Below are 22397 nucleotides of genomic sequence, written 5' to 3'. Positions count from 1 at the left end.
CATGATCATTACCCGTATCGCCGGATCCAAGTTCGCTCGTGCATTCCTCGCGGCCGCCCTGTGTGGCGTTGCTCTTGGGGGCTGTGCGAGCGCAGGCAATCAAGTGCTTCGAACCGCGACGCAAGCGGAGATCGACCAGAAGATCGTCAAAGGCCGCACATCGAAAGCCGATGTTGTAGCCTATCTCGGCGCCGCTGAGAGCGTTTCGTTCACCGACTCCGGGCTCGAAATCTGGACGTATACGTTCGCCTCTAATTCGGCGAAGCCCATCACGTTCATCCCTGTCGTGGGCATGCTGGCGGGTGGTTCCGATGTCGATAAGAAGCAGCTGACGATTCTGTTCAACCAGAAGGAAATCGTGAGCAAGGCCACCTACTCGGCATCATCCAGCGAGGTCCGAACCGGTCTACTTAAGTAACCATCCCTGTTCAACTCCATCGAGAAGCTGGCCATGATTTTTCTAAGCGACCTAGTCGAAGCCGCCCCTCTGCTGGGCTTTACTGCGAAATATGTGGTTCTAGCCGGTCTCTTAGTGACGGTTTCGCCGTACGTCTTCTCGTTCCGATCTCGTCCACTGAAAAACCGGACTCCCCGAAACTGGGTATCGATTGCTCGAGACACCGCCCATGTGCTGGCGCTACTTGCGCTGCAAATCGGTATCGCCCTGTTCGCATTACAGAATGCGGTTTCGACTAAAGCGTCCCTCAACGAGACGGGCCTCCTACTCAGCTCCATCAAGCTGAGTTTTTCCCAATCATCCGTGTGCGAGCCTACCACCACTGACGTCGGTAGCCGCGCATCGGCGGAGGCTGTTCTGCGATCCGCAAATGTGTTGTGGCCAGTCGCCCAAGATAAACCGATGCAACGGCTATCGCCGTCTGCAGCGATTCCGTGTGACCGCCTACCGATTTACAACGTTGTGCCGGAAATGCGGGAAATTGGACGCTTACGGGCCTCGTCGCACCGACTGTTCATCGCTGGAGGAATCGCCTCCCTTATTGCCGTATTTGGCTTCTGTTTCAGCAATTTGAGGGTACGCCGTCCAAGAACGCATGCGGCGATGATGACGCAGGAAGGCGACGCCACACCGCCAAGCCAGGATCAGTCGGCGTTCAAGGCCAAGTGGTGAACGTCCATCCGGACGTCGTGCGCGTTCCCGTGATGGCGCAGCGCGCGGATGCACCGACGGCGTCGCTCCAGCGGATCGTCCAGTGAAGAGTCGTCGGGAGCGCCTGCCCTGGCCATTGGTGTTTGAACGTTCGCGCCCCGTCCGGCCCGATCGTGCCGCACTCAAATATGAGAACGTCGGCGTCACTGATAATCTCGACGGACGATGCCTGTGCCCCCACATTTTTTAGCGCGAAACTGAGCTCTTGCTCTGTGCTCGAATAGCCGGTCACTTCCACGCGCCATTTTGGAGGAAGCGCCTTTGGCGTTGGAGAAGTCGGGCCAATGTTGTTGGTGACATTTACCTCCGTCTTGTTCTGGAAGCCGGAAACCACGGCGATTCCAGAACCATCGCCACTGCGCGCCTTGGGCTCTGCCTTGAGCTTGGCTCCGAGAGCCGATAGTGCCTTTGCGAGGCTTGAGAGGATCCCCGAGAATTCCATGTGTCGTCGATTGTTGTTGTGTGAGCCGCACATTATGCGGCCCCGCGAACTCAGGTCAACAGGTCAAACGCGCTTGCTCGCTTCGCAAAATGGCGTGACAGCCCCGGTCATAGACGCTTCAGAGGCGTTTTCTTGGGACGAGCGCTAAGGCAGATCTCAGATTCGCCTCGGTCCTTTTCAATTTAAGGCGCAAATCACGGACCGTGTCGACCAGGACCCCGTAAGCCTCTTCGCTTCCCTCAATTTCCGCCGCCGCGTTCAGTAGCAAATCGGCGTCTTCTTTCGAAAGCGATGGGGATATTGCGTGAACCAGGTGGCGCAACTTCTGAGGCGACGTTGACGCGCAGTCATCAGGCACCGTGCTTCGCCGCCCCGAATCAGCGCAATCGCTATTGAGAGAGTCTGTCGCCATAGAGATCCAATGCGTCCAAGCACGGGGCGACCACGTCGTGACACGTCGAAGCGGGCATAGAAGTGTCGATTGTGAAGCGGCGAGACAGGAACCCGCGCTCATCGCGAACGATCAGCCCGACGTCAACGATCGCGGTCTCCCCGAATACGTGACTGAGCTGATCGGCCAGCAATTGCAGCATGCGCGACACTTCCTCAGCTGACTTCTCCTCGCGCTGCGGCGCTGCCGCAGTCGGTCCGTCATAAGCGTAATACGCTCTGTAGATATGTCGGTTCATGTGTCGCGCTCCTCCAGTTGTCACCACTTATTCCGGCCCACTCTCCGGCAGTGCTTTTGAGGGTCCTCCTCGGGGCGTAGATCTTTGGCGCGGCAACGGAGTGCATGCCGACGTCCCATTCCCCCTTGAGCTTTTTAAAAAATCCGTCGTCGACCCGTTGGCTCTGCTCCTTCAACACCTCCTCCATCGAGGTCGCAATCCGATCTACCACTTCCTCAGGTTTTGCCACTCCACAAATGGTGCGACCGAAGTTCAAAAGAGTCTTTCTGTCGGGGTACACCCTTTCCTTGGACATCTTCAGAGCGGGCGTGCGATCGGACAGCACCCGTCCGGATTGCGGATCTCGGTGCTCGTAAACGCTTGTCGTCACTACATCGTAGAGTGGGGCGAGTTCTGGGGTGCGTCCGCCTGGGAAATCGTAGACAACTCCGAAATTCTTCAGGTGCGCATCGCCATTTCGCACCATCATCGATAGGGCAACATACTCAAAGTACCTAGCGAGACTCTCGGTCCGATTGTCTTCGCAAAGGATGGCCAGCTGCTGACCAACGGTCTCGTAGGAGCTCTTGTATTTGTCGTCCGCCGTCTTCCTCAAAAGCACGGCCATATCTTCAAAACCAAGCTGTCGCTGTTCCGCGCCCTCCAAATCGAAGCGACGCATGACAAACAACGATCCGTCATCGGAAAGCCAGAAATCGGGGACACGTATCCCTGCCCTGTCTGCTGCACTCATGCACAGAAACTCGTTTTGCGCCAAGAATTCATAGTCGTCGCCCGCAGCCTTGACGATGAGATCCGGGGTAAACGACGTCGTCTTTTCCACGATAGGAGAACGAGTCTGCTCTTCTCGGCTTCCCACCCCCCTGTGCTCTTTCCCAGAGACCGAATCCGCATCAGGAATCATCACCTTTGGCTGAAACCCAGAGATGCCGGAAGTCAGATACTGGTTCACGAGGTACTCGAAGAGTTCTTCACTTGCCCCCGAGGAAAGCAACGTATCGAGGCCGACCTCCGCGCGCATCTTGTCACGCGCACGCCCTGGCTCTTGATAGCGCAATCGTCCGATTTGGTTCCCGCCGGTGATCGCGAGCAAGCGCATGTCGTCGAGATCCATGTGCTTCCCGAACCGTTCCCTGAGCTTATCCAGCAGATAGCCTTCGGGTCTATTCATCGCGAACACCGGCATAAGCGCGCCATCGGTATAGCTCGCGGCTCGCATCGGCATGATCAGCGATACCTCTTGTGCTCGCTCATGCCCAGTGTAGTTGAACACGAAAGTGGATTCTTTGACCAGGTTCCCTGACAGCCCCTGCGGGGTTACCACTTCCAGCTGCTTGATCTTATCGTTACTCATCGCCGATGCTCCCCACGTCGTCGTAGTTGATCCTGGCCGTGTCGATGCGAAGCCCCATGTTCAAAGCCGCCAGCGCACGCAGGATTGCGTGAATACCAACGTTCTCACCCTTCTCGATTTGGAGAATCGTCTGCCGCGTCACCCCCGCCTTCTTGGCCAATTGCGCCTGCGTCAATTGACGGTGTGCGCGCTCGCGTCGAAAGCTCTCGCCGAACTGAGCTGGAATGACGGATGTTGGAATGTACGACATAATTAACTTTTCTCAGTTAAGTTGAGATTTTGTTAAGTTAACTATACGCGCAAAAGTATAAAATACCAAACATTTCTCAAAGCTACCGGCCAAATGTTAATAATAAACAACTTTTTTGACGAGTCGCCGTGGATTCGAAGTCGAGCCCTGATGCCCGTGGTTGGGGTTCCAACGCGTGAGGCGTGGCATACTGTGTTTTTATACAGTTTCAGCCATGCTATTTGACGTCTACCTCCTGCGCGAAAAAGGTGGCCGGTTGCCTGCCGAGGTCGTCCGGCGGCGCGGCGCCGTTCGCGGACATCTGTCAGATTGGGAGTACGTTGACGGCTGACGGGGTTCCCGCCCGAATCGGATACGTGCGGTGACACTGACCAAGTGCGGCCTTCCGTCAGGCCAAGAGCTCATCCCCGCACTACACGGCTATGTCGTGACACGAATCACCGCGACCGGTATCCGCATTCGTGGCTTCGAATACGTCGAGTCAATGAGGAAGAAGACCGACGTTTATCCACAAACGTGGTGGTGCATACCCATTACAGAGGGAGTGATTGCGGGTGACGAAGCCTGGCTATGCGCCGAAGACACCGTCGCTACCATGCCCCTGTGACGAGCGGCGCGTTTGCTGACAGTGAGATGACCTTGCCCTCGTCGCTCTGTATCTGAAAAGCTCTCTGGAATTTCCGAGGAGGCTTTTGGTACCACACCGAGGCGACATGCAAGAGATCCTTCACGTCATTGCGCGCGAGGTTCTTGCTCAAAAGAGCAAGCGACAACTCCCTATCCGGATTCAGAAAGAAGTCCCCCGGCGATAGCAGGTCGTCAAATGACTCGGACATAGCTGATCGCGGCTTCTGGAACATCTTACGATCGCAACGGATCCCCTCCCCGAAGTGCGAGGCCATCTCGGGAAACAACGGCGAGGTAAAGTCAATGCACCAATCGTCAACTTCGACCCAGCAATGAAATCCGTCCGGGGAGCTCTTCTCGAATCCCTCGGCAGGATCCGCAATGGCGAGCGCTCGATCCGAAGTGTCCAGCTTATAGAAGGCCGCACCTGCGACTGGGCGAGCATCTCGCTTGTAGTGCTCACCCAGGATGACAGCGCCGATCATATTGATCAGCAGACAGCTTTTTGAAACGTCCTTTGCAAGCTCGTCGGCAATGCCGTGTGCAACCTGAAAAACACGCTGAAAGTCCGCGAGCGGCAACGGAGGGCGTTTGCTCTTTTGCATCGAATTGCCTCTCTGTCCTCGACAGCAGCGATCAGGTATTGCCGCTGTGCCACTCCAAGATCTCTTTGATGTAGGACCTGGCCATTTCCGGAAGGGCTCGCGCATCAGCGGAACCTTCAGGCAACAGCCACTTGTCCAGCGTTCGCCGGGGCACGCTGATACGTTTGGCAAACTCAGCGCGCGTCATCGCCAGCTGCGTCATCGCATCACGCAAAAGGTCCTGTTGCGAAACAATCTTCACTCGCTTTCTAGTTGCCATATAGCCGAACGTTACCACCCATGAGTGCCTATCCCCAACGGGGATCTACGGGAGGATGATACCGCAACCCCGCGCTATGCAACATCGATGACCTCTGTGACAGGCGGTACGTTCAACCCGTCGATCGCAATCCGTGTATGGCTCTTACTCGTCGATCAGCCACAGAGTGCTCCGAGCGCTCGACCAAACGCACCTCATCGGGGCGCAGATTCGCCTCCCACTGCAAATGGCCCTCCTTGCCGCACGCCACCCGGAGGTCCAGGTCGAAGATTTCAACGACGGTCCCCTGCTCGCCCACTCGAATGCGTCCCGAGCTTCCGCCCAGTACACGACCTTTCTCCGTCGATAGGCGAACGACTTAAACCAAATCGCCAGGCCTAAATTCTTGTAGTTCCATATCAAACCTATCGCATGAATTCCAAATATGACGGCATTCCCGAAGAAGCGGAGAACGAAAGTTGCTTGCCTGCAATATCACGCCGCAGCTGGTTCATCACAGCCGTCGACATGTGGCGCAAGTAGCTCCCGCAGTCCATCTCGATGCAGCGACGGGTCGTTCATCAATGCGTCATAGGCCCCGTAGCCTTCGGCATCATGATAGAGATCAACGGTTGTCGCGAACGGGTGCGTGGCATTGTGACGAAATCCGTACAGCGCCACCAATGCCGAAGCAATGCCCAAGTTCGACACCAGGGCAGACATTCCAAACCACTCGCACGCTTTGAACCAGCAGTACAACGCCACGCGCTTACCGTCCAATTTTCCGGACGGATCATCGACATAAACATCCTGGTTACCAATGTCGTAGTGATGCGTAATACGGTAGAAGTTTGCACCCTCCGCCTTGAGATCATCTTCAGCGTCTTTGATCAGCTGCAGGTGCGCGTCATCTTCATCGAATTGGGCGAGGCGATCAGACTGTCCCAGCTCCCGATAGTGAGCTGCGACTTGCCCGCAAGCAACAATGACACCAACAGGGGAGTCGCGCGGGAGAACAGCGACGGTCTCCTTTCGCTCCCAACTTTCCCCCGCCTTGCGGCAAAGCCGCAGAAACTCGGTTTGGTCGTGAGGGGAGGTCGCGATTTCGACGCGCCAGCCAGTTTCTGGCTCCAGCAGCGAATTGATTTCGTCGGCAGTTTGCATCCTTTCTGTCCAGTTTTAAGTTGTGCCCGAGCACTAAGAGAGATCGCGGCGGGCAACCTTCAATGCCCTTCAGTTTGCCTACCGTAGATCGACATGCCCCTATGCGGGTGAAGATTCAGGGACACCGGACTAGCAAGCGAGTCGGTGACCAAAACGCCCTTATTGCAGGCGAGCCAAAGGAGAGAGTCGACTGCAGCGATGCCATCTCCAGTCCGGCTACTCAGGAACCGGCACAGCGCCAAGCAAGCATCGAACCGACGCTTCGCGGGTAGTCTGGGCCGATCCGGTATTCCACTCAGACGGCACATCCAGATATCCGGCTTCGGGACAGCGACGCCGAAGTTCTTCGCCAGTTGGTACATGGTGTCAGTACCCACGAAGGGAATCGACTTGCACCAAGCGATGAGCGCCTCAGGATCGTCCTGCGCGAGAACGCTCTGCAACGCGACGAAATCCGAATCTCGCTCGACCCAAGCACGCTCGATCGCAGCTGCTTTCGCCCGATACCCAAAGACCTCCACCACCGGCCGCCCCGACTGGATGGCCGCGATCACTTTTTTCTCGATCGTGCGCGCCGATTGACCAGACCTGCCCGCGCACAGAATGATCCATATGATCTCCCACGCCATCTTTTCGGGCGTTTCCGGCGGCGCAACCTCTTTCTCTGCCCACGTCAGCATTCGGCTGGCGTCAGGGTCGTTACGAAGAAGCCACGAACGCATCTCCGTATAAAGTGGCACCGGCAAGCGCTCTTCAGGGGCTGGAATGGCCGACTGGTGCATGACTAGACCACTCGGCGACGGTGAACTATGCTCAGTGGCGCCATCGCGTTAGCCCGCCGCAACAGACGCGGCCAACTTCGTAAGGGACAGCGTGAACTGTGCCCTTTCGCGCGTCGACATTTTGCCCACTGCTTCGTCAATGAATCTCGGCCACTTGGCCGCCCGATTCGCGGCTCGACGGCCAGCTGCAGTGAGCCCGAGGCTCTTACTCCGCCCGTCAGCAGAACCGCGCCGCTTCACCACGAGTCCCTTCGATTCGAGCGTGCTGATCGCACAACTGACGGTTGCAACCGTCAGTTGCATTTCACGTGCGATATCCGAAACCCGGTTCCCCGCCGCGCCCCCTGCGAGCAGCACCAGAACTTCCCCCTGCGTCGGAGTGATACTCTCCCGCCCCGCACCTTCCCACGCGTGCCGCCGCAGACCGGCCATGATGGTTTGCAGCGAGCTCGTGATTGCCTGGTCACCTGCCTTCGTAACGTTCATCTTCGTTCCTCTCACAAGAAATAGTTATTGGGCTTCGGCGTCGCGCTGCTGTTCAGCAAGTCGCTCAAGCTCGGAATAGGCAGCGGAAAAGTGATAGGGGAAGTTGGCGAGCGCCCCCAAAGCCTCCCATGCTTGATCGAATTCGCCGGACCTGACTTCGCTTTCATCGACGCCAATAGAAAAGTCAATCTCCCCAGTCACGTACCGGACATTTACCCCGTTCGCGTCAAAGGTGAAATGTTGGGCGGCCGCAGAGAAGTGGAGAAGAACGGATTTCCCGATCAGGGCCGCCGCCGCCTTCACGCTACCGAAACTGTCAACAGGCATGTTCGGTACCTGGCGGTCTCCGCACCAATACAGGCCGTCGTCGCGCACGCGCACCCAGGGCATGACACTGCCTGCCCCGAGCGGGGCAGCGTCTGAGCAATGCGCAGCCCACCATTCAGTCAACAGCTTGAGAGCTGGGTGTGACTCGCAACCGCCCATCACCCCTTTGCATTTCAAACCGAATTCGGATTGCGCATCAAACGGTACTGACTGCGCAAGTCTGATTGCATCCAAGAAAATCTGCGCCGGGAGTTCAATCTCGGCGTTGGCACTGTGCGCCAAGTCGTCAGCAGGATTGAAAGCGCCGTCTTGACCCACTTCGTGAAGCTGCTCATCCTGGAACGCGTGCAAAGTCCACGCCTTCTCATAAGCTATGGACGGGATGCCAAGCCGCTCCTCGATTCGGTAGCAACAAGCGAGAACCGAGTCACCGCGCTCGCCGTCGCTCGAACGAAATTCGTGCGAGATGCTGATGATGTCTCGTTCTTCGTAGGCGTCGGGCCCGTCTTCATAGACGCCTGCCAACGTGACAGCCGAACGAGGTTTCGCCTGTGTCTCAGCGTTGTACGGCCAGCATGCGGCGTCCATGGTGTAAACGTTCTTTTCTCCAGGAAGCAATTGCACCTGAATGGCATGCTCGACACGCCACACTTCGAAATCCGTCCATCCCGAAGCTTTCGAGAAAATCCAGACGAACTCCAATTCGAATTCCGCCACGCCTTCCGGAATTTTTACCAGCCAGCCGTTACGTAGCGTCTCGCTGCCACCAACGAAATAGCGTTGATTCGGATACGGTTGACGAATCTTGATACCGCCGTCGGGCACCACCTCACCGAACGAGCACTTCACCTGCAACTCCACAGGGTGCGAGCGGATGTACTGTGCGCAAGTCGCGGGCGCAAAGAACTTCGGCAGGACGTGCAACATCCGGCAATCCACGTCACCTTCGCCAAACGGCTTACCATCCGCTCCGATCGCCACCACTTCACCGCCTTCCAGCACCTTCGCAGCAACTTGCACGATGTTTCCTCCACGATTCATTGATGCACCTGTCACAACTGACAGGCAAGAATATTCACGCCGCGACGGCAACATCACCACTCGCTGAACCAGCGATACGCTCGCCAAGCTCGACGCGGTGCTCGATTGCGAATCGAACCAGTTCCCCAGTCGTGTTCAGTCCCAACTTCTCCAAGACACGCGATCGGTACACTGCGATGGTCTTGATGCTCAATTCCAGCTGTTTGGCGATGTCTGTCAACCTGACACCCCGCCCAAGCAAGCACAACGTCTGATATTCACGGTTCGATAGCGCATCAAGAGCGCACACCTCCGATTCACCGAGGTGCCGCTTCACCAACGCCTGCACGGCGTCTTCGTGGATGTAGCGGCGATCGCTGAGAACACATCGAAACGCTTCAAGGTAGTGCTCCCTCCTTGCTCCAGCGCACAGGATTCCCCGTGCGCCGCTTCGTAGCGCGCGCGTAGCCCGCTCTTCAGACACACTGAAATCCACCGCAAGCACCCGGGCGCCCATACGCCGCGTTGAGATATCCGCGATAACCCCGAAGGCCCCGTCTTGCTCAAAGTCGAGATCAATCACCACCATCGCGCCATCTTCGCGCGCGACCGTTGCCCGAACGTCTTTCGCGCAGTGCGCGTCGACAATTTCGACGTTCGGCAAGGCCTCTCTGAGTAGCGCGCAAATACCGGCATTGCGAACCACATCTGAGACAGCCACACAGACCTTCGTCATACGATCGCCTCCCGAGACGATTCGCGAGCAATTCCACACACAACAAATGCCGGAATGGCTCCCCCCGGGGATATGAGCTGCGCAGACACGTCGGCCCAACCCAGTCCGAGGCCTCGCATGACGCTCCCGAACAGCGCCGGGTAAATGCGTCCGCTCATTCCCATGGCCGCCATCAGTTGCAACTTTTCTGCGTCGCCCATTTCACCGAAGACGTAGGCTCGCAAGTCGAAGAAGCACGCCTCATCGTCACGAAGCGCTTCCTCAAGAGCACCAGCAGCGTGTGCGACGTCACCACGCGCTCGGCATAAGCAATCGGACGCGATCGGCCGGAAAAGGCCCATAAGCCCCTTGAGCATCCGCGCCTTTCCAGCCCCCCGACGCCAAATCCAGCCGTTGTTTTCGACGCCAGAAGTCGCAGCCGCCCCGAGGTATCGGGCGAACGGATACTCGGCATCAAGCCAATAGGCGTTTGCGTTCGCATTGGCACGCGCTTGCGCCTCTATGAGACCGCGCAGATCGAGAACGGAAGTCATTAGGTTCAGGTGCTTTGAAGTTCAACTTGCGGCCCCGCGCTGTAACTACTCACACGAAGCCGCACCCGAGTTATGGAGTCAGCTAAATCCTAGAACGGGATGTCCGCCCCCGAAGCATCCCCGCCGACTTCTTGCCCCTGCTCGCGCTTGCCGAGGCGTTGCCAGCGGTTCACGCGAAAGCGGACCGAATAGTGCTTCACGGCGTTGTCGTCTTCATATTGATCGTTGCGCGGCTCGGAGACGACGTACAGCTGGTCGCCCTTCTTGATTCGCTCCGCGAGAACGCGACCCGGCTCTCCCCAAATCTCGTAGTTGAACCCCTCGGCGCGCGACTTCAATTCCTGCGAACCCTTGTCCTTCCACCCCACGTTCGTAATCAGGCGGAAGTTCGCGACCATCGATCCGTCCGCGTTCTGCTTAAACGTCGGGTTGTCGGCCATATAGCCAATCTGGCTGAATTGCATCTCACCGAAAATCATATTTCCTCCGAAGCTGGGTATTCACCCGTTAGTTACGCCAATCGATGCACTGCTTTCCTACGACCACTACTTTCGAGCCATTCGCGCTCGCACTGAAGCGAACGCCGCCTTCAGACCACCAGTTTTGCGTGCCGCCATAGGCGTCCGCGAGAACTCCACGGGAACCGGTACCCCTTGTCGTTCCGCGATATCCCGCGCAAACGTCTCATAGCGCTCCATGCGACGCTGAAGACTCCGTATGCCCAGCACCAGGCGCAGAATCGCGCGCGCGGATAGTGCGATCAGAACCATCCACACAACGCCACTGAGCACACTGAGAAAACTTGGGTGTTCCATATCGTCATCCGCCTCCAAGAAGAGTTATTGCTGTTTACCATCCGCACCACGCGCCTTTTCTCGCATTTCTGCTTCTCTCGCCTTTTTCCAGATATCTCGGACCACGCGCGCGGCGCTTATGGCGTCATTGATCTCCGGCGGCGTGTCCGTCACGTCCTCCATCACGGCGGCCCCCGCGAGATCTACAGGCTCATCCGGGTCCTGCAAAACTCGAACGGACGCAGCAGATCGTTCGACGTCGGCAAGCAATGCACGCTCGTCCGCGTAGAAAAGCACCAGGTCACATCCGTGGACTTTCTCGAGCACGACCTTGAGCACATCTGCCGAGGTCGGTGCGTCAACTATCCGTGCCAGCTGCTCGTCATCGATTTTGTGCTGCTCTTGAATACGCTCAATCGCGACACGCGCCTTGCAAACCTGCTCATAGAGGACATCGCCTGTCTCGCCCAGTAGTGCCAACTCGACCACGTCGCGAACGTCGCCTTCGGTCACGAGGCGGGAGCCCAGGAAAATAGTCTTTCGTTGCTTGGCGATCGCCTCTGGATCGACACTCTCTGGCGGGTCCTCACCCTTCAACTGAGCTTCAATCTCTTCGATTTCATCGTCGGTAAAGGCATAGCGAGAAACGCCCTCGACGAGCCCGTTTACCGCACCGTCTACCGACGGCTTCTCTAGCGCGCGTTTGCGCTTGATTTCGTGGATGTAGTGGTGATATACCCCGGCGACTTCGGTGAACGCGACAATCCGGCCAACGTTGTCGACAAGCGTCCACAATCGACGGTCAAACACACGCAGCCAGCGCAGCTCCGCAGGCGGCAGAACGCCCAGGCGTCGCGCCTCCTGCAGCATCGAATAGATGACCGTGTAGGTATACGCGTGCTTCTGGAAGAACGGCTGCACCGTGCGGTGCTTCCAATACTTGCGAAGCGTCTGGTGTGCCTCCGACATATCTAGTTTCGCCGTATCAGTGGCCCGATCGTATGAATCAGCGATCTGCTTCCAGAAGCCTTCGATCAAACGAGTTGTCGTGGCAAGTGCCTCTTTGTATTCCTCTGTGCTCATCTTCGAATCGAGCGCAGCAATGCGGGGCAGCAATACAGCTAGAACCGCCGCTTCGCTCGTCGTGAGGTCCTTCGGTCGACGCCACAGTCGCCCGAGCTGCGCCTTGAATACGGGTGCGGCGCGATCTCGGCTCACCACGTACTCCCCCGCCTTGCTCCCCTTATCCAGGAGCTTGTGCTTGATAGCGAACATCTTCTCGGTGTCCGGCATCCGGTACTTCCCCGCATTAATCGGTCGCTTCGTCAAATCCAGCTTTCGGAACAACTTCAGATGCGGGTAATGCTCAGCTTGCGAGTCGGTGAACGTGTGAAGGTCGTAATCCTGCGTCTTCGCAAAGTGCTTGTGATTCGTAGGATTGGTCGCGAGCGAGCGGCGAATCACCCAGATACCCAGCGGGATGCTGATGCACAGCGTGAATGCGTTCGCGGCAGTGCCCGATCGAACCAATGTGGAAAATTCAACGTATGCCGGGTCGGAGAGTTCGAAGTACTGAAGCCACCCTGCATACAGCCCGCCAAAAAATCCACCGATGGTCAGCGCGATCCCGACAAGCGCAACTTGATACGCGACGGCCCTTACGCGACCGGTAAAGAAAAATGCAGCACCGACGGCAGCAACGAGCAGCCCCAACGCACCGGCCATTGGCCCCTGCGTGATTCGATACTGGAGGTAACTTCCGAGGAAGAAGCCCCCGGTCATGCAGCACCACTTCGCCCACCACCGAGTCCTCTCATTGAGCCACAGCAGCATTCCGGCACCACCGAGTGCGCTTCCGACAACCCACGAGTACGGACCACGCGACACGCCAAAGACCCAGAACTGAGCAATCCGGATCCAGCCGTAGAACCGCGCTACGGGCGTGTGCAGCGCCATCCACATGGCGACACAAAGAATGCCGAGCAGCATCGCGATCGCGATGTACCACATCGGGTCGAGTGAATTGTCCTGACTGGGATTCGTCGGTTGAGCCATTTACGCAGTCACACCAAAAAGATTTCCGATGGCGGCCATGCGCGCCTTCGATTCGACAGTCGCACGAAGCGCTTCCAGCATGACCTCGGCGGCGTCCTTTGTCGTCTCCATTCCGAGCATCGCCGTGCGATCGGACTCAGATTTCAGCGCTCCCGCAAGCACCGCTCGAATGTATGGGGACTGCACGCTTGCGAAATTGGGTGCGTCGCGGTCCGCCAAGTTCGACGGATCGGCGAACCAATTCATCAACGTTCGGACCACGTCGTCGACGAGCTCCTCAGGTATGCGCTTTGCCCACTGGCGATCAATCGCCAACAGCAATGCCACTCGATGGTGCGTCGGATCGACAATGAATGACTCCCCCCTATCAGCGGGCCCCTTGGCTTGTCGTGCGGGGGTCACGGTCCCGGGCACTCGCAAGTGCATTCCAAGGGCCTCTTGCAGTCGCCCATGAAGTGCGGCGCGAAATGCGGGAGCGGCGCCAATGGCTCGAACCGTTTCGATCGCGTCACGCGCCATTGCGGCGCGATCTTCAGCAACCGCGACGTTGCCGGATCTCATGATCAGCTGAACAATCTTCTCTGACAGCGGCACGGCGGAGTCAACCAGGAGCTTCCGCCAGGCGTCGATCCCAAAAGCGCGAACATACGTGTCGGGGTCATGCTCAGGAGGGAGCGCCACAAAGTCGGCTCGCTTACCATCCTTGATTTGACCAAGCACGATACCGGCCGCTCGATCGGCGGCGCGCAATCCTGCAGCATCGCCATCGAAGCAGAAGACGGCACGATCACACACCTGGAAAAGCCGAGTGACGTGACCTTGAGTCAGACTGGTGCCCAGCGCGGCCACGACCCGAGCATCGGCGTGCTGGTGAAGCATTGCGACGTCGACGTACCCTTCGACCACAACCCCAACGCGATCGCGGCGAATCGTGGCGCGCGCGAGGTCGAGGCCGAAGAGCTCATCACCTTTGTGGAACACCTCGGTCTCTGGCGAATTGACATACTTGGGCTTCCCACGTCCAAGGACACGCCCCCCGAATCCGATAACCACCCCGTCCGCATTCCGAATGGGGAACATGATCCGCCTCGCAAACCGCTCTCGCACCTCGCCCGTCTCTTCGTCAACCGAAACCAGGCCAGCTCTGTCGAGCAGATCAGTTGAAACCCCACTTAGCGCGCTTCTCAGGCCGCCACCCGCGTAGCCGATGCCGAATTTCTTCACGGTCTCATCTGTGAGCCCGCGTCCATTGACGTACTCGCGCGCGACCGCGTCTGCCGACAGCTGGCTTTCGAAGTCACTCGCGGCAATGGCCAACACTTGCATGACATCGAACCTGCGCTGTTCGCGCGCCAGGTCTTCAGCCGAAATTGGGCGCGGCTCCGGGATTGCCATACCGGCGTCACCCGCCAGCGATTTGACAGCGTCCACAAAACCGTAGCCGCTGTAATCACGCAGAAAGGTAATCGCGTTGCCGTGTGCTCCGCATCCAAAGCAGTGGTAAAACTGCTTGGTCGGGCTCACCGTAAACGACGGCGACTTCTCTGAATGAAAGGGACAGAGGGCAGAGAAGTCCTTCCCCGACTTCTTCAATTGCACGCGCTTACCAATGACGTCGACGATGTCCGTGCGATCAATCAGACTTTTGATAAAGGCGTCCTCGAACATGCGAGCCACGTCAGATCTCCGATTGGGTTACTGAGACCACGCCGTACAAGCAAGCACGCTGCGTCGTCTGTCCACCGCAAAGGTCACCTTGCCCTGCGCCGGTATCGCGTGCACGCCAGCGGATATGGCGCCACCAAATCGCGCGTCAAATGCGTCAATCAGTGACATGACATCACCGTCCACGTGATACCAGACACTGTGGCCAGACAGTTCGTCGGACTTTCCAGCAACCTCCCCTACGCCATCGATATGTGCGCTGGACCGAAGCAACTCAAGCGGCGGGTCGATTTCGTAGTAGCCGAACTTCTCAGCGCCCTTGGACGGGACCGCCGACAGCGCGGGGGCCCCAACGGAATTTTCCTTCAAGGCAAAAACTCTCCCTGTCGGCCCTGACTCGCCGGATCCATACACAGCGCCGAGCGGACCGAACGTCGAACGCAGAAGTGCGGTCGACGGCTCGCACGTGACAAATCCCGCAGTGATCGCCAACTCGTCGTCTCGCACTTCGCTAGTCGAGCCATGCAGAACCGTCAACAACGGCGGGGCTGCGACAGCACCAGGAATACCGGCAATGACGAGCCCGCAAAGCGACAACAAGCGGAATGTGTGGTTCATGCGATTCTTTGTAGAATTGTTTGATATTCAAGACAATATTACATATTAGATGCAATTTGAAGTATTTTTTTAGCACCCCTATATGAAAAATGTTTTGATTCCTCAGTTCTCAAACTCGAAACCCACCTTTCCTGTCGGCTGCAGAACGAGATACGCCGAAAAGTTCTTCCCACCTTTCGACTTGAAGCCGTTCAAAAGATCCGTACGCCTCGATGCCAACAACTGCTTTGCAGTCCCCGCATCGATCCGGCGCTTCGCGATCTCACCAAAGAGCGTGAAGTCTCCGGCTTCGCACGCGAAATGCGCCCCGCGTGCTTTCACGTCTCCGCCGCACTTCGGGCACGCTCCAAGCGCGGGGCCCGACACGGCATTGTCAAATTCGAAGTTCAACTTCGAAAAATCGTCGGAGAACTTCAGCGACGCAGAGAACTTAGCTTTCGATTTCGTCGAAACAAAACCATCCAAGGGCCCGACTTTACCCGCTGTTAGGAGCGTTTCAAGCTCGTCCTGCGTCAGTTCTCTGCTTGCTACCTCCCGCCAGAACCCGAATCCACAGCCGCACTCGACCCGCTTGGGCGACAAATTGACAACCCCGGAACATTTCGGACATGCGCTCTTGAGCGCAACGTGCTCTGCGGGTGCCACTTCGAGGTAACGTTGCCGCACCCGCTCAACGATCTCGTGTGTTTGTTTGACAATCTCGGTCATGAAGGCCTGACGCGTGGCCTCGCCCTTTTCGATCTGCTTAAGCTTGAGCTCCCACTCACCCGTGAGCTCTGCGGATGTCAGCGCGGCGACGCCGTTTGCGCGAAGGAACGCGACCTGCTTCATCCCTTTAGCAGTCGGAACAAGATCGCTCTTATCTCGCGTCACGTAAGGGCGCTTGTCTGCCGACTCCTGCACCAAGCCTTCGATAATGTTCGCGCGTGTTGCTGGTGTCCCGATGCCCTTGCCAGCCATCGCTTCGCGCATCTCCACGTCGCCTACGGCTCGCCCACAGTTCTCCATGGCAGCAAGTAGCGTCGCTTCCGTATAGCGTGGTGGCGCCTTTGTTTTCTTCGAAACGACCTGCACACCGGCAACTAGGGGCTTTTCGTCGGGGAGGACCTTCGCGATACGAGCGTCCTCGTCCTCCTCCTCCTTGCCGTAAACCGCCTTCCAGCCCGGATCGATCATCACACTGCCGGTCGTCTTGAATGTTGACGTGCCGACGGAGGTGACACGAACCGTCTTTTCGATCTGAGCGTGAGGATAGAACGCTGCAATGAAACGCTTCGCCACGAGCTCGTAGATCTTCTCTTCTTCGGCGCTTAGGCCGTCGGGCGCTTCGGCTAGCGGGATAATGGCAAAGTGGTCACTGATTTTTGTGCTGTCGAATATCCGCTTGTTAAGCACAACGTAGCCTCGCTCCAACGCCGCACGAGAATGCTCGCCGAGCGTCCCCGGCCCCTTGATCGTGCCCATAATCTGCTTCGCCATGTCGAGATAGTCATCAGGCAGCGCCCGTGCATCGGTACGCGGGTAGCTCAGCACCTTGTGCTTCTCGTACAGGGCCTGGGCAATTCCCAAGGTGTGCTTCGCCGAGAATTTGTACTTCCGATTGGCCTCTCGTTGCAGCGTGGTCAGGTCAAACAAGGACTGCGGTGCCACTTTAACGGGCTCGACGGTTTCATTCACTGCCGTCGCGCGTGCGTCGCGACACACCCGCGCGATCTCCCCCGCGCGAGCCTCATCCCAAATTCGCTCAGGCCGTGCGTCACCACCGTCGGACTTCACCGTCGCATCGAACCACGTGCCTTTGTATGTACCGTTCTGGGCCTCAAACTCGGCCTCAACTTCCCAATACGCCTTCTCGACGAAATTGAGTCGTTCGTTTTCCCTATCGACGATGATTGCGAGAGTCGGGCCTTGCACTCGTCCGGTCGTGCTCTTGTCTCGGTCACCTCCAGACACTCGTTCGTGGAGCGCCGACAGTATCCTCGACCCGTTGATGCCGAACAGAAAGTCTGCCTCCGCGCGGCACTGCGCGGCGCTAAACAACCCTTGATAATCCGCACCAGGTCGTCGCGATTGAAACGCCTTCCGAATCGAATCCGGCGTCATTGATTGCAGCCACATCCGCTTCATCGGCTTCTTACACCCACCGACCGCATAGATGTAGCGGAAGATCAGCTCGCCCTCTCGCCCCGCATCACATGCGTTGACCACCTCGTCAATGTCGGTTCGCCCCATCAATTTCTTCAGCAGGGTCATCCGGCTGGCAGACTTTGCGATCGGCTTCAACTTGAATGGCGCCGGGATGACCGGGTAGCGCATAACATCGAACGTATTCTGTTCGTCCGATACACCGAGCTCGACCAGATGCCCTACTGCCGCGCCAATAACCACGTCGTCGCGCTCGTACCACGTGTCGTTTCCGCCTCCCGCCTTCGAGAAACCTCCCAAGGCCTTGGCGATGTCTCCGGCCACGCTCGGCTTTTCCGCAATCAGCAAGCTCTTGCCCATGTCCTTCACTCCTTGTTTGCGGCGGGTTTCGCCTTCGAAAAGATTCTTTCTTTCAATTTCATGGTCGCCCGAGTGAACCAGGTCCGACGAGCCTGCTGTTGGGCCATGTATCCGATGTGAAAGATGTACGCCTTAAGTTTCTTCACCGGATAGCTGCGACGCGTAAGCTTGTCTTCGTCAATGCGCTCGAACTCCCCGTCGCGCATCACTAGCCGCTCGTGCGTGAGCGAATAGACGATCATTCGAGAGTCCATCCAGGCGTCGGTTGTTATCGCAACGGCGAACCCGCCTGACATGGTGAACATGGACGCCGCGAAAGGCATTCGATACGCCTCGATCTCGCGCCCACCACGAGTAGCCCCTGCAACGACGTACACGTGCCCGTCACGAACAGACACATAGCGCGCGCCGATGAACGGGTAGTCGCTGAACTTCAGGCCCTTGACGACGTGCGACGGAGCAAAGGTGGATATTGCGAGCTCCAACTGTGACGCGGGCCGGACCTTCAGATCCGGATCACTCAGCGCCACGCCAATGCGAGCTCGAATCTCGTTGAAAACGGGCGCAATTTCGCCTTTAGCACTCACTCCCTCGTCCACCACGCGGCGCCCCACTTATCGCCCCGCCGTAGGCTTGATCGCGCCGCGCACAAAGCGCTCCCAACCATAGTCGAATGCGAAGAATGCGAACGTGAACAACACGAGCGCCACAGCGCCCGCGACATAGTGGTTCGTGCTTCGAAGGAACAATGCCGCGAATCCGCCTCCGCAAAGCACAACGGACAAAGCGAACCACAGCAGTCTGCGGACCATCAACTCGTTCTTCAGCATCATCCTCTCCCAGTCAGTTGTTCATACGAGTACGCATTCGCAGTCGTATCTACAAATCGTTGAAACTGCAATTCGGAAACCGCAGGGACCATCCCCAGAACGGCGTCCCGCGCTTTCCCGATAATGATCTCGGCCATCCCTCGACTCATCGAATCCGGGTTATACACTTCGTCGCGGTAAACAAAGAGGATGACGTCAGCGTCCTGCTCGATCGCTCCGGACTCACGCAAATCGGCCATCACAGGCCGCTTGTCCGCGCGCTTTTCGAGATCCCGTGAAAGCTGCGACAGCGCAACAACCGGGCACTGGAACTCCTTTGCGATGATCTTCAGGCCGCGCGTGATCTCGCTGACCTCCAGCGTTCGATTTGTCTCGGCGCGCCTCGAATCGCCGCTCATGAGCTGCAGGTAATCCACCACAATCGCCGTAACCTTCTTCTTCGTGCGCTGTTCGAGCTGCCGTAGCTTCGCGCGCATACGTGCGGGCGTGAGAAAGCCATCATCATCGATGTGCAACCTGCTGCGATACATACGCTCCCAAGCCAGGTTGACGCGCTCCCACTCTTGCTCGGTAAAGTCCCCTTGCTTCACCTTTTGATAGTCAACCGCCGTCATCGCCGACAGAGTGCGATTCCCTAGTTGAGCGCGGTCCATTTCCAGCGAAAACACCGCAACCAGGGGAACATCATCCGTGGTAACCGCCGTGCCACTTGCGATTGCCCCGATGGAGAGCGACTCCACGTTCTCGATTGCGTTTTCCAATGCGAAGTTCATCGCCAACACCGACTTGCCCATGCTCGGGCGACCGGCGATGATTATCAGCTGCCCGTTCTCTGCCGCGCCAAGCCGACTCGTGAGTCCGTCGAGGGGATACCTCGCCCCGATCGACGCACCCGCCTGAATCGCTTCCCAGCGCTCGGTCATTTCCAACTGCATCGCACCGGGACCGTCCAGCAGCCGCACATGAGATGCTTTTGCTTCAACGTTCAGCGTGATCGAATCAATATCGGCCAGGAGATCCTCTGCCGTCACGTCAGATCCGACGCGCAACGACTTATCCGCTATCTCACCAAGCCTCGCACGTAGCCGTCGCGCCACCGCCTTCTCTTTGATGGCAATGGCGTAGCTCGCGATATGGGCGATCGACACCGCCCCGCTCACCGCTAGTTGAAGCTCTGCGACGTATTCATCCTTCCAGGTCGCCGACGCTTTCAAGTACGTAGACACAGCGACGCTGGTTACGACGTCCCCTCGGGCCGTCAGCGCCGCGCACGCCTCAAACGTCAAACGGTGTGCCGCAGAACCGAAGTCATCCGCCGCAAGGTGCAGTGACACCTCTGAATATGCCTCGGCACCATCGGACGAGAGAAGCGCGCAAGTCACCGCTCGCTCCGCCTCCAACGCGATCAACGCTGTATCTTCTGAACTAGCCACGGTTCCCTCATTTAGTTCGCGCTCATGCGGTCGAACAAAAACATTTTCTTGAAGCGCACGCGCAGCGCAATGATACAAAAAAATATCTTTTAATGTACACTTCGCGTCACTGAATTCTATTTTTTGCAGATTATGTCACATTCCGAGGGGAAATCAGTTAGTAAGGCAACGTTTCAAGCCGGTGAGTCGCCCATCACGATTGAAGAGGTGATCATCGGCCTCGCACAGATTGGACGTAATCCATCTCTGCCTTGCGCCTATCGCGCTCTTTCTCTGCTGCGCCCGCATGATGCGCTTGATGTACAGCGCCGCGATGAAGTGCTCCGAGAGCAGTTGAGATCCCTCCCCAACGATCTGTAGCGAAAGAGGAACCATATGTGCCGCATTGAATTCCGTGCCCGACGGCCCTCTATGTAGATGTGACGGCGTGCGCCGCCTGCTAGTCGCGGCGGATCTCTAACCGATGTCCGAGTCGATCGGAGGTACCTTGAATTCAGTCACCACACAACAACAGGAACCGGAACCGGCAATCGCCTTGGTCAGGTTGCTTCAGCAACATCGGTTCGACCTCTCCACCGAAAAGCACCTCCAGGCTGAAATCGAGGACGTCCTGCTCAAGGCTGGAATCACGTTCGAACGGGAAAAGCGCCTTTCCGCCGGGGACATCCCCGACTTTTTGGTAGCGGGAGGCGTGGTCGTCGAGTGCAAAATCCGCGACAAATCGCGGAAGATCGAGGTGTTCAAGCAGCTTCAGCGCTATGCGCAACATCCTTCAGTCAGCGCCATAGTGCTCGCCTCGAATATGGCGATGGGGCTTCCACCAGACATAAACGGCAAACCAGTCTACGCGGCGTCTCTCAGCCGAGGATGGATCTGATGCGCACCTATGGCGCCATGCAGCTCATTGAGGGTGGTTCAGCGTGGGAAATGTCCAAACTTGAGCCCCACGTGGCAATCCGTCTCAAGCAGCTCTTCCCCCGCGTGCCGAAGAATTCAACCGGCCCGTTTAGGTTTCCACGCGACCTGATGCACGCAGCGGATTTGGACTGGTTCCTCACGCGATATCCGCTCGCCATGACAGCAGAAGATCGCGAAGCCCTGGATGGCGGGCGGCTCGCCTTCAATCTCCAGCAAGCTGAGATCGAGCGGATCCTGCTACCCAACTTCTCTCCCGCGCCATTCGTCGGCCTGCGCGACGGGCAGAACGTTCGGCACTACCAAATGCAGGCCGTCGAGTTGGTCCGGAGGCGATGCTCTTTGCTTCTCGGTGACGAAGGCGGACTCGGAAAGACGTACACGGCAGGGGCGTTTCTATGCGCAGAGCCCTGTGCGCTTCCTGCAGCAGTGGTCTGCGATCCGCCAATCATGGACGTGCTCGGCATCAAGGCAAGTGAGGCCCGCCAAATCGTTGATCCCCATGTGGGCGTACAGCGCACGGACAACGACACGTCGAATCTACGCAAGCTTGTAGAACGTTACCTTGAGAAAGGCAAGGCAGTCGCGCGCGGAGATCTAGCCAAAACCGTGGAGGCCACGCTCAACGAAGCCGAACAGCACGCGCTGTTCGAGTGAGGGGCGTTCTCCCCTGCAGCGCGTGGCCTCCGGGCCACTGATACCGATACGCGTGCGGGCTTGCGGAGCAAGCAAAGAATCAAAAAACGAACAAGAGACTTTTTCGAAGTTGTCGATGCCAAATCGGCATTGGAAAAACACGATGAAAAAGGAAAAAGAGCCGTTGCCGTTACCTTCGGCGACCTCGGACAAAGGCTCTTCCGCTGACGCTAACTAAAAGGCGCTGGCTACATCAGCTTGCAGGCCATTGAGCTCGTCAGCAATTGCGTCCAGACGCATCCTTAAGGCCGCATACTTCGGCGCCGACAGCAAATTCGACGCCAGAACCTGAGTCTTTAGACCACTCGCAGCCGTGAAAAGCACGTCCATTAACGCAACCATGTCCTCTGCGGGTGCAGGGGACCATTGAAGCTTATTCGTCGACATCACGTCGCTCCATTCTATTGAGATTTTTAGTATAGCTAGAGTTGAGCGCATGCCCGATGTAAGTTCTGACGATAATTG

The 22397-nt window shown here is 57.6% G+C and carries 24 protein-coding genes; 4 read left to right on the top strand and 20 right to left on the bottom strand.

What is annotated here, in order from left to right; genetic code table 11:
• Window position 1: 1 nt before the first annotated feature.
• Window positions 2-418, top strand: a complete 417-nt coding sequence (locus A9762_RS04690; RefSeq protein ID WP_083253627.1) for a hypothetical protein — start codon at window positions 2-4, stop codon at window positions 416-418.
• A 33-nt stretch (window positions 419-451) separates the two neighbouring features.
• Entirely contained in the window at window positions 452-1129 is a 678-nt protein-coding gene (locus tag A9762_RS04685) for a hypothetical protein (protein WP_069340887.1), read from the top strand.
• Here the strand turns inward: A9762_RS04685 and A9762_RS04680 are convergent.
• From A9762_RS04680 to A9762_RS04575, 19 genes are all read right to left on the bottom strand, one after another.
• The gene (locus A9762_RS04680; protein ID WP_069340886.1) at window positions 1113-1610 is read right to left on the bottom strand and encodes a hypothetical protein; all 498 of its coding nucleotides are present in this window, start codon (window positions 1608-1610) and stop codon (window positions 1113-1115) included. The two genes, A9762_RS04685 and A9762_RS04680, sit on opposite strands and share 17 nt — an antisense overlap.
• Before the next feature lie 389 nt (window positions 1611-1999).
• Window positions 2000-2299 carry a hypothetical protein gene (locus A9762_RS04675; protein WP_139133084.1) on the bottom strand — a complete coding sequence of 100 codons (300 nt, stop codon included), beginning with the start codon at window positions 2297-2299 and terminating at the stop codon, window positions 2000-2002.
• Window positions 2262-3653, bottom strand: coding sequence for a type II toxin-antitoxin system HipA family toxin (locus A9762_RS04670; protein WP_069340884.1), 1392 nt, complete (start codon window positions 3651-3653; stop codon window positions 2262-2264). The genes A9762_RS04675 and A9762_RS04670 overlap by 38 nt, the downstream gene beginning before the upstream one ends.
• Window positions 3646-3903: a helix-turn-helix transcriptional regulator gene (locus tag A9762_RS04665; protein ID WP_083253626.1), complete on the bottom strand. Its 258-nt coding sequence runs from the start codon at window positions 3901-3903 to the stop codon at window positions 3646-3648. The genes A9762_RS04670 and A9762_RS04665 overlap by 8 nt, the downstream gene beginning before the upstream one ends.
• A 590-nt stretch (window positions 3904-4493) precedes the next feature.
• Window positions 4494-5135: a DUF2026 family protein gene (locus tag A9762_RS04660; protein WP_069340883.1), complete on the bottom strand. Its 642-nt coding sequence runs from the start codon at window positions 5133-5135 to the stop codon at window positions 4494-4496.
• A gap of 31 nt (window positions 5136-5166) precedes the next feature.
• Window positions 5167-5376 carry a transcriptional regulator gene (locus A9762_RS04655; RefSeq protein WP_240493447.1) on the bottom strand — a complete coding sequence of 70 codons (210 nt, stop codon included), beginning with the start codon at window positions 5374-5376 and terminating at the stop codon, window positions 5167-5169.
• 492 nt (window positions 5377-5868) lie between these two features.
• Window positions 5869-6537: a hypothetical protein gene (locus A9762_RS04645; protein ID WP_069340881.1), complete on the bottom strand. Its 669-nt coding sequence runs from the start codon at window positions 6535-6537 to the stop codon at window positions 5869-5871.
• Between the two features lie 59 nt (window positions 6538-6596).
• Window positions 6597-7319: a hypothetical protein gene (locus A9762_RS04640; protein WP_139133083.1), complete on the bottom strand. Its 723-nt coding sequence runs from the start codon at window positions 7317-7319 to the stop codon at window positions 6597-6599.
• 48 nt (window positions 7320-7367) lie between these two features.
• The gene (locus A9762_RS04635; protein WP_069340879.1) at window positions 7368-7805 is read right to left on the bottom strand and encodes a MarR family winged helix-turn-helix transcriptional regulator; all 438 of its coding nucleotides are present in this window, start codon (window positions 7803-7805) and stop codon (window positions 7368-7370) included.
• A gap of 24 nt (window positions 7806-7829) precedes the next feature.
• Complete coding sequence (locus A9762_RS04630; protein ID WP_069340878.1) at window positions 7830-9152, bottom strand: hypothetical protein; 1323 nt, start codon at window positions 9150-9152, stop codon at window positions 7830-7832.
• Window positions 9153-9207: 55 nt separating this feature from the next.
• The gene (locus A9762_RS04625; RefSeq protein WP_069340877.1) at window positions 9208-9888 is read right to left on the bottom strand and encodes a response regulator transcription factor; all 681 of its coding nucleotides are present in this window, start codon (window positions 9886-9888) and stop codon (window positions 9208-9210) included.
• On the bottom strand, window positions 9885-10421 hold the full coding sequence (locus A9762_RS04620; protein WP_069340876.1) for a hypothetical protein: 537 nt from the start codon (window positions 10419-10421) through the stop codon (window positions 9885-9887). Before A9762_RS04620 ends, A9762_RS04625 begins: the two co-directional genes overlap by 4 nt.
• Window positions 10422-10510: 89 nt before the next feature.
• A complete protein-coding gene (locus A9762_RS04615; protein WP_069340875.1) occupies window positions 10511-10900 on the bottom strand; it encodes a single-stranded DNA-binding protein in 390 nt (129 codons plus the stop codon).
• 360 nt (window positions 10901-11260) lie between these two features.
• Window positions 11261-13270: a sulfite exporter TauE/SafE family protein gene (locus A9762_RS04605; protein ID WP_069340873.1), complete on the bottom strand. Its 2010-nt coding sequence runs from the start codon at window positions 13268-13270 to the stop codon at window positions 11261-11263.
• On the bottom strand, window positions 13271-14938 hold the full coding sequence (gene dnaG / locus A9762_RS04600; protein ID WP_069340872.1) for a DNA primase: 1668 nt from the start codon (window positions 14936-14938) through the stop codon (window positions 13271-13273).
• A 27-nt stretch (window positions 14939-14965) separates the two neighbouring features.
• On the bottom strand, window positions 14966-15553 hold the full coding sequence (locus A9762_RS04595) for a hypothetical protein (protein ID WP_069340871.1): 588 nt from the start codon (window positions 15551-15553) through the stop codon (window positions 14966-14968).
• Between the two features lie 102 nt (window positions 15554-15655).
• On the bottom strand, window positions 15656-18058 hold the full coding sequence (locus A9762_RS04590) for a DNA topoisomerase (RefSeq protein ID WP_069340870.1): 2403 nt from the start codon (window positions 18056-18058) through the stop codon (window positions 15656-15658).
• 5 nt (window positions 18059-18063) lie between these two features.
• Window positions 18064-18645 (bottom strand): hypothetical protein, encoded by a 582-nt coding sequence (locus A9762_RS04585; RefSeq protein WP_139133081.1) that lies wholly within the window; start codon window positions 18643-18645, stop codon window positions 18064-18066.
• Window positions 18646-18887: 242 nt separating this feature from the next.
• On the bottom strand, window positions 18888-20321 hold the full coding sequence (locus A9762_RS04575) for a replicative DNA helicase (RefSeq protein ID WP_139133080.1): 1434 nt from the start codon (window positions 20319-20321) through the stop codon (window positions 18888-18890).
• Window positions 20322-20784: 463 nt separating this feature from the next.
• On the opposite strand from A9762_RS04575, the gene A9762_RS04565 reads away from it, so the two are divergent.
• Together A9762_RS04565 and A9762_RS04560 are read left to right on the top strand one after the other, a co-directional pair.
• Window positions 20785-21198, top strand: a complete 414-nt coding sequence (locus A9762_RS04565) for a hypothetical protein (RefSeq protein ID WP_069340865.1) — start codon at window positions 20785-20787, stop codon at window positions 21196-21198.
• Entirely contained in the window at window positions 21198-21893 is a 696-nt protein-coding gene (locus tag A9762_RS04560; protein WP_069340864.1) for a hypothetical protein, read from the top strand. The genes A9762_RS04565 and A9762_RS04560 overlap by 1 nt, the downstream gene beginning before the upstream one ends.
• Window positions 21894-22106: 213 nt before the next feature.
• Here the strand turns inward: A9762_RS04560 and A9762_RS04555 are convergent, their stop codons facing one another.
• Window positions 22107-22319 carry a hypothetical protein gene (locus A9762_RS04555; RefSeq protein WP_069340863.1) on the bottom strand — a complete coding sequence of 71 codons (213 nt, stop codon included), beginning with the start codon at window positions 22317-22319 and terminating at the stop codon, window positions 22107-22109.
• Window positions 22320-22397: the final 78 nt, after the last annotated feature.

Source organism: Pandoraea sp. ISTKB, from assembly GCF_001721285.1.
Lineage (GTDB): Bacteria > Pseudomonadota > Gammaproteobacteria > Burkholderiales > Burkholderiaceae > Pandoraea > Pandoraea capi.
This window is presented reverse-complemented; position numbering and strand designations above follow the sequence as displayed.

Coding starts and splice junctions, on each gene's coding strand:
- A9762_RS04660 (WP_069340883.1), bottom strand. CDS start 5,135: ATGCAAAAGAGCAAACGCCCTCCGTTGCCGCTCGCGGACTTTCAGCGT.
- A9762_RS04565 (WP_069340865.1), top strand. CDS start 20,785: ATGTCCGAGTCGATCGGAGGTACCTTGAATTCAGTCACCACACAACAA.
- A9762_RS04675 (WP_139133084.1), bottom strand. CDS start 2,299: ATGAACCGACATATCTACAGAGCGTATTACGCTTATGACGGACCGACT.
- A9762_RS04635 (WP_069340879.1), bottom strand. CDS start 7,805: ATGAACGTTACGAAGGCAGGTGACCAGGCAATCACGAGCTCGCTGCAA.
- A9762_RS04555 (WP_069340863.1), bottom strand. CDS start 22,319: ATGTCGACGAATAAGCTTCAATGGTCCCCTGCACCCGCAGAGGACATG.
- A9762_RS04560 (WP_069340864.1), top strand. CDS start 21,198: ATGCGCACCTATGGCGCCATGCAGCTCATTGAGGGTGGTTCAGCGTGG.
- A9762_RS04680 (WP_069340886.1), bottom strand. CDS start 1,610: ATGGAATTCTCGGGGATCCTCTCAAGCCTCGCAAAGGCACTATCGGCT.
- dnaG (WP_069340872.1), bottom strand. CDS start 14,938: ATGTTCGAGGACGCCTTTATCAAAAGTCTGATTGATCGCACGGACATC.
- A9762_RS04605 (WP_069340873.1), bottom strand. CDS start 13,270: ATGGCTCAACCGACGAATCCCAGTCAGGACAATTCACTCGACCCGATG.
- A9762_RS04615 (WP_069340875.1), bottom strand. CDS start 10,900: ATGATTTTCGGTGAGATGCAATTCAGCCAGATTGGCTATATGGCCGAC.
- A9762_RS04690 (WP_083253627.1), top strand. CDS start 2: ATGATCATTACCCGTATCGCCGGATCCAAGTTCGCTCGTGCATTCCTC.
- A9762_RS04620 (WP_069340876.1), bottom strand. CDS start 10,421: ATGACTTCCGTTCTCGATCTGCGCGGTCTCATAGAGGCGCAAGCGCGT.
- A9762_RS04665 (WP_083253626.1), bottom strand. CDS start 3,903: ATGTCGTACATTCCAACATCCGTCATTCCAGCTCAGTTCGGCGAGAGC.
- A9762_RS04645 (WP_069340881.1), bottom strand. CDS start 6,537: ATGCAAACTGCCGACGAAATCAATTCGCTGCTGGAGCCAGAAACTGGC.
- A9762_RS04670 (WP_069340884.1), bottom strand. CDS start 3,653: ATGAGTAACGATAAGATCAAGCAGCTGGAAGTGGTAACCCCGCAGGGG.
- A9762_RS04685 (WP_069340887.1), top strand. CDS start 452: ATGATTTTTCTAAGCGACCTAGTCGAAGCCGCCCCTCTGCTGGGCTTT.
- A9762_RS04595 (WP_069340871.1), bottom strand. CDS start 15,553: ATGAACCACACATTCCGCTTGTTGTCGCTTTGCGGGCTCGTCATTGCC.
- A9762_RS04590 (WP_069340870.1), bottom strand. CDS start 18,058: ATGGGCAAGAGCTTGCTGATTGCGGAAAAGCCGAGCGTGGCCGGAGAC.
- A9762_RS04640 (WP_139133083.1), bottom strand. CDS start 7,319: ATGCACCAGTCGGCCATTCCAGCCCCTGAAGAGCGCTTGCCGGTGCCA.
- A9762_RS04625 (WP_069340877.1), bottom strand. CDS start 9,888: ATGACGAAGGTCTGTGTGGCTGTCTCAGATGTGGTTCGCAATGCCGGT.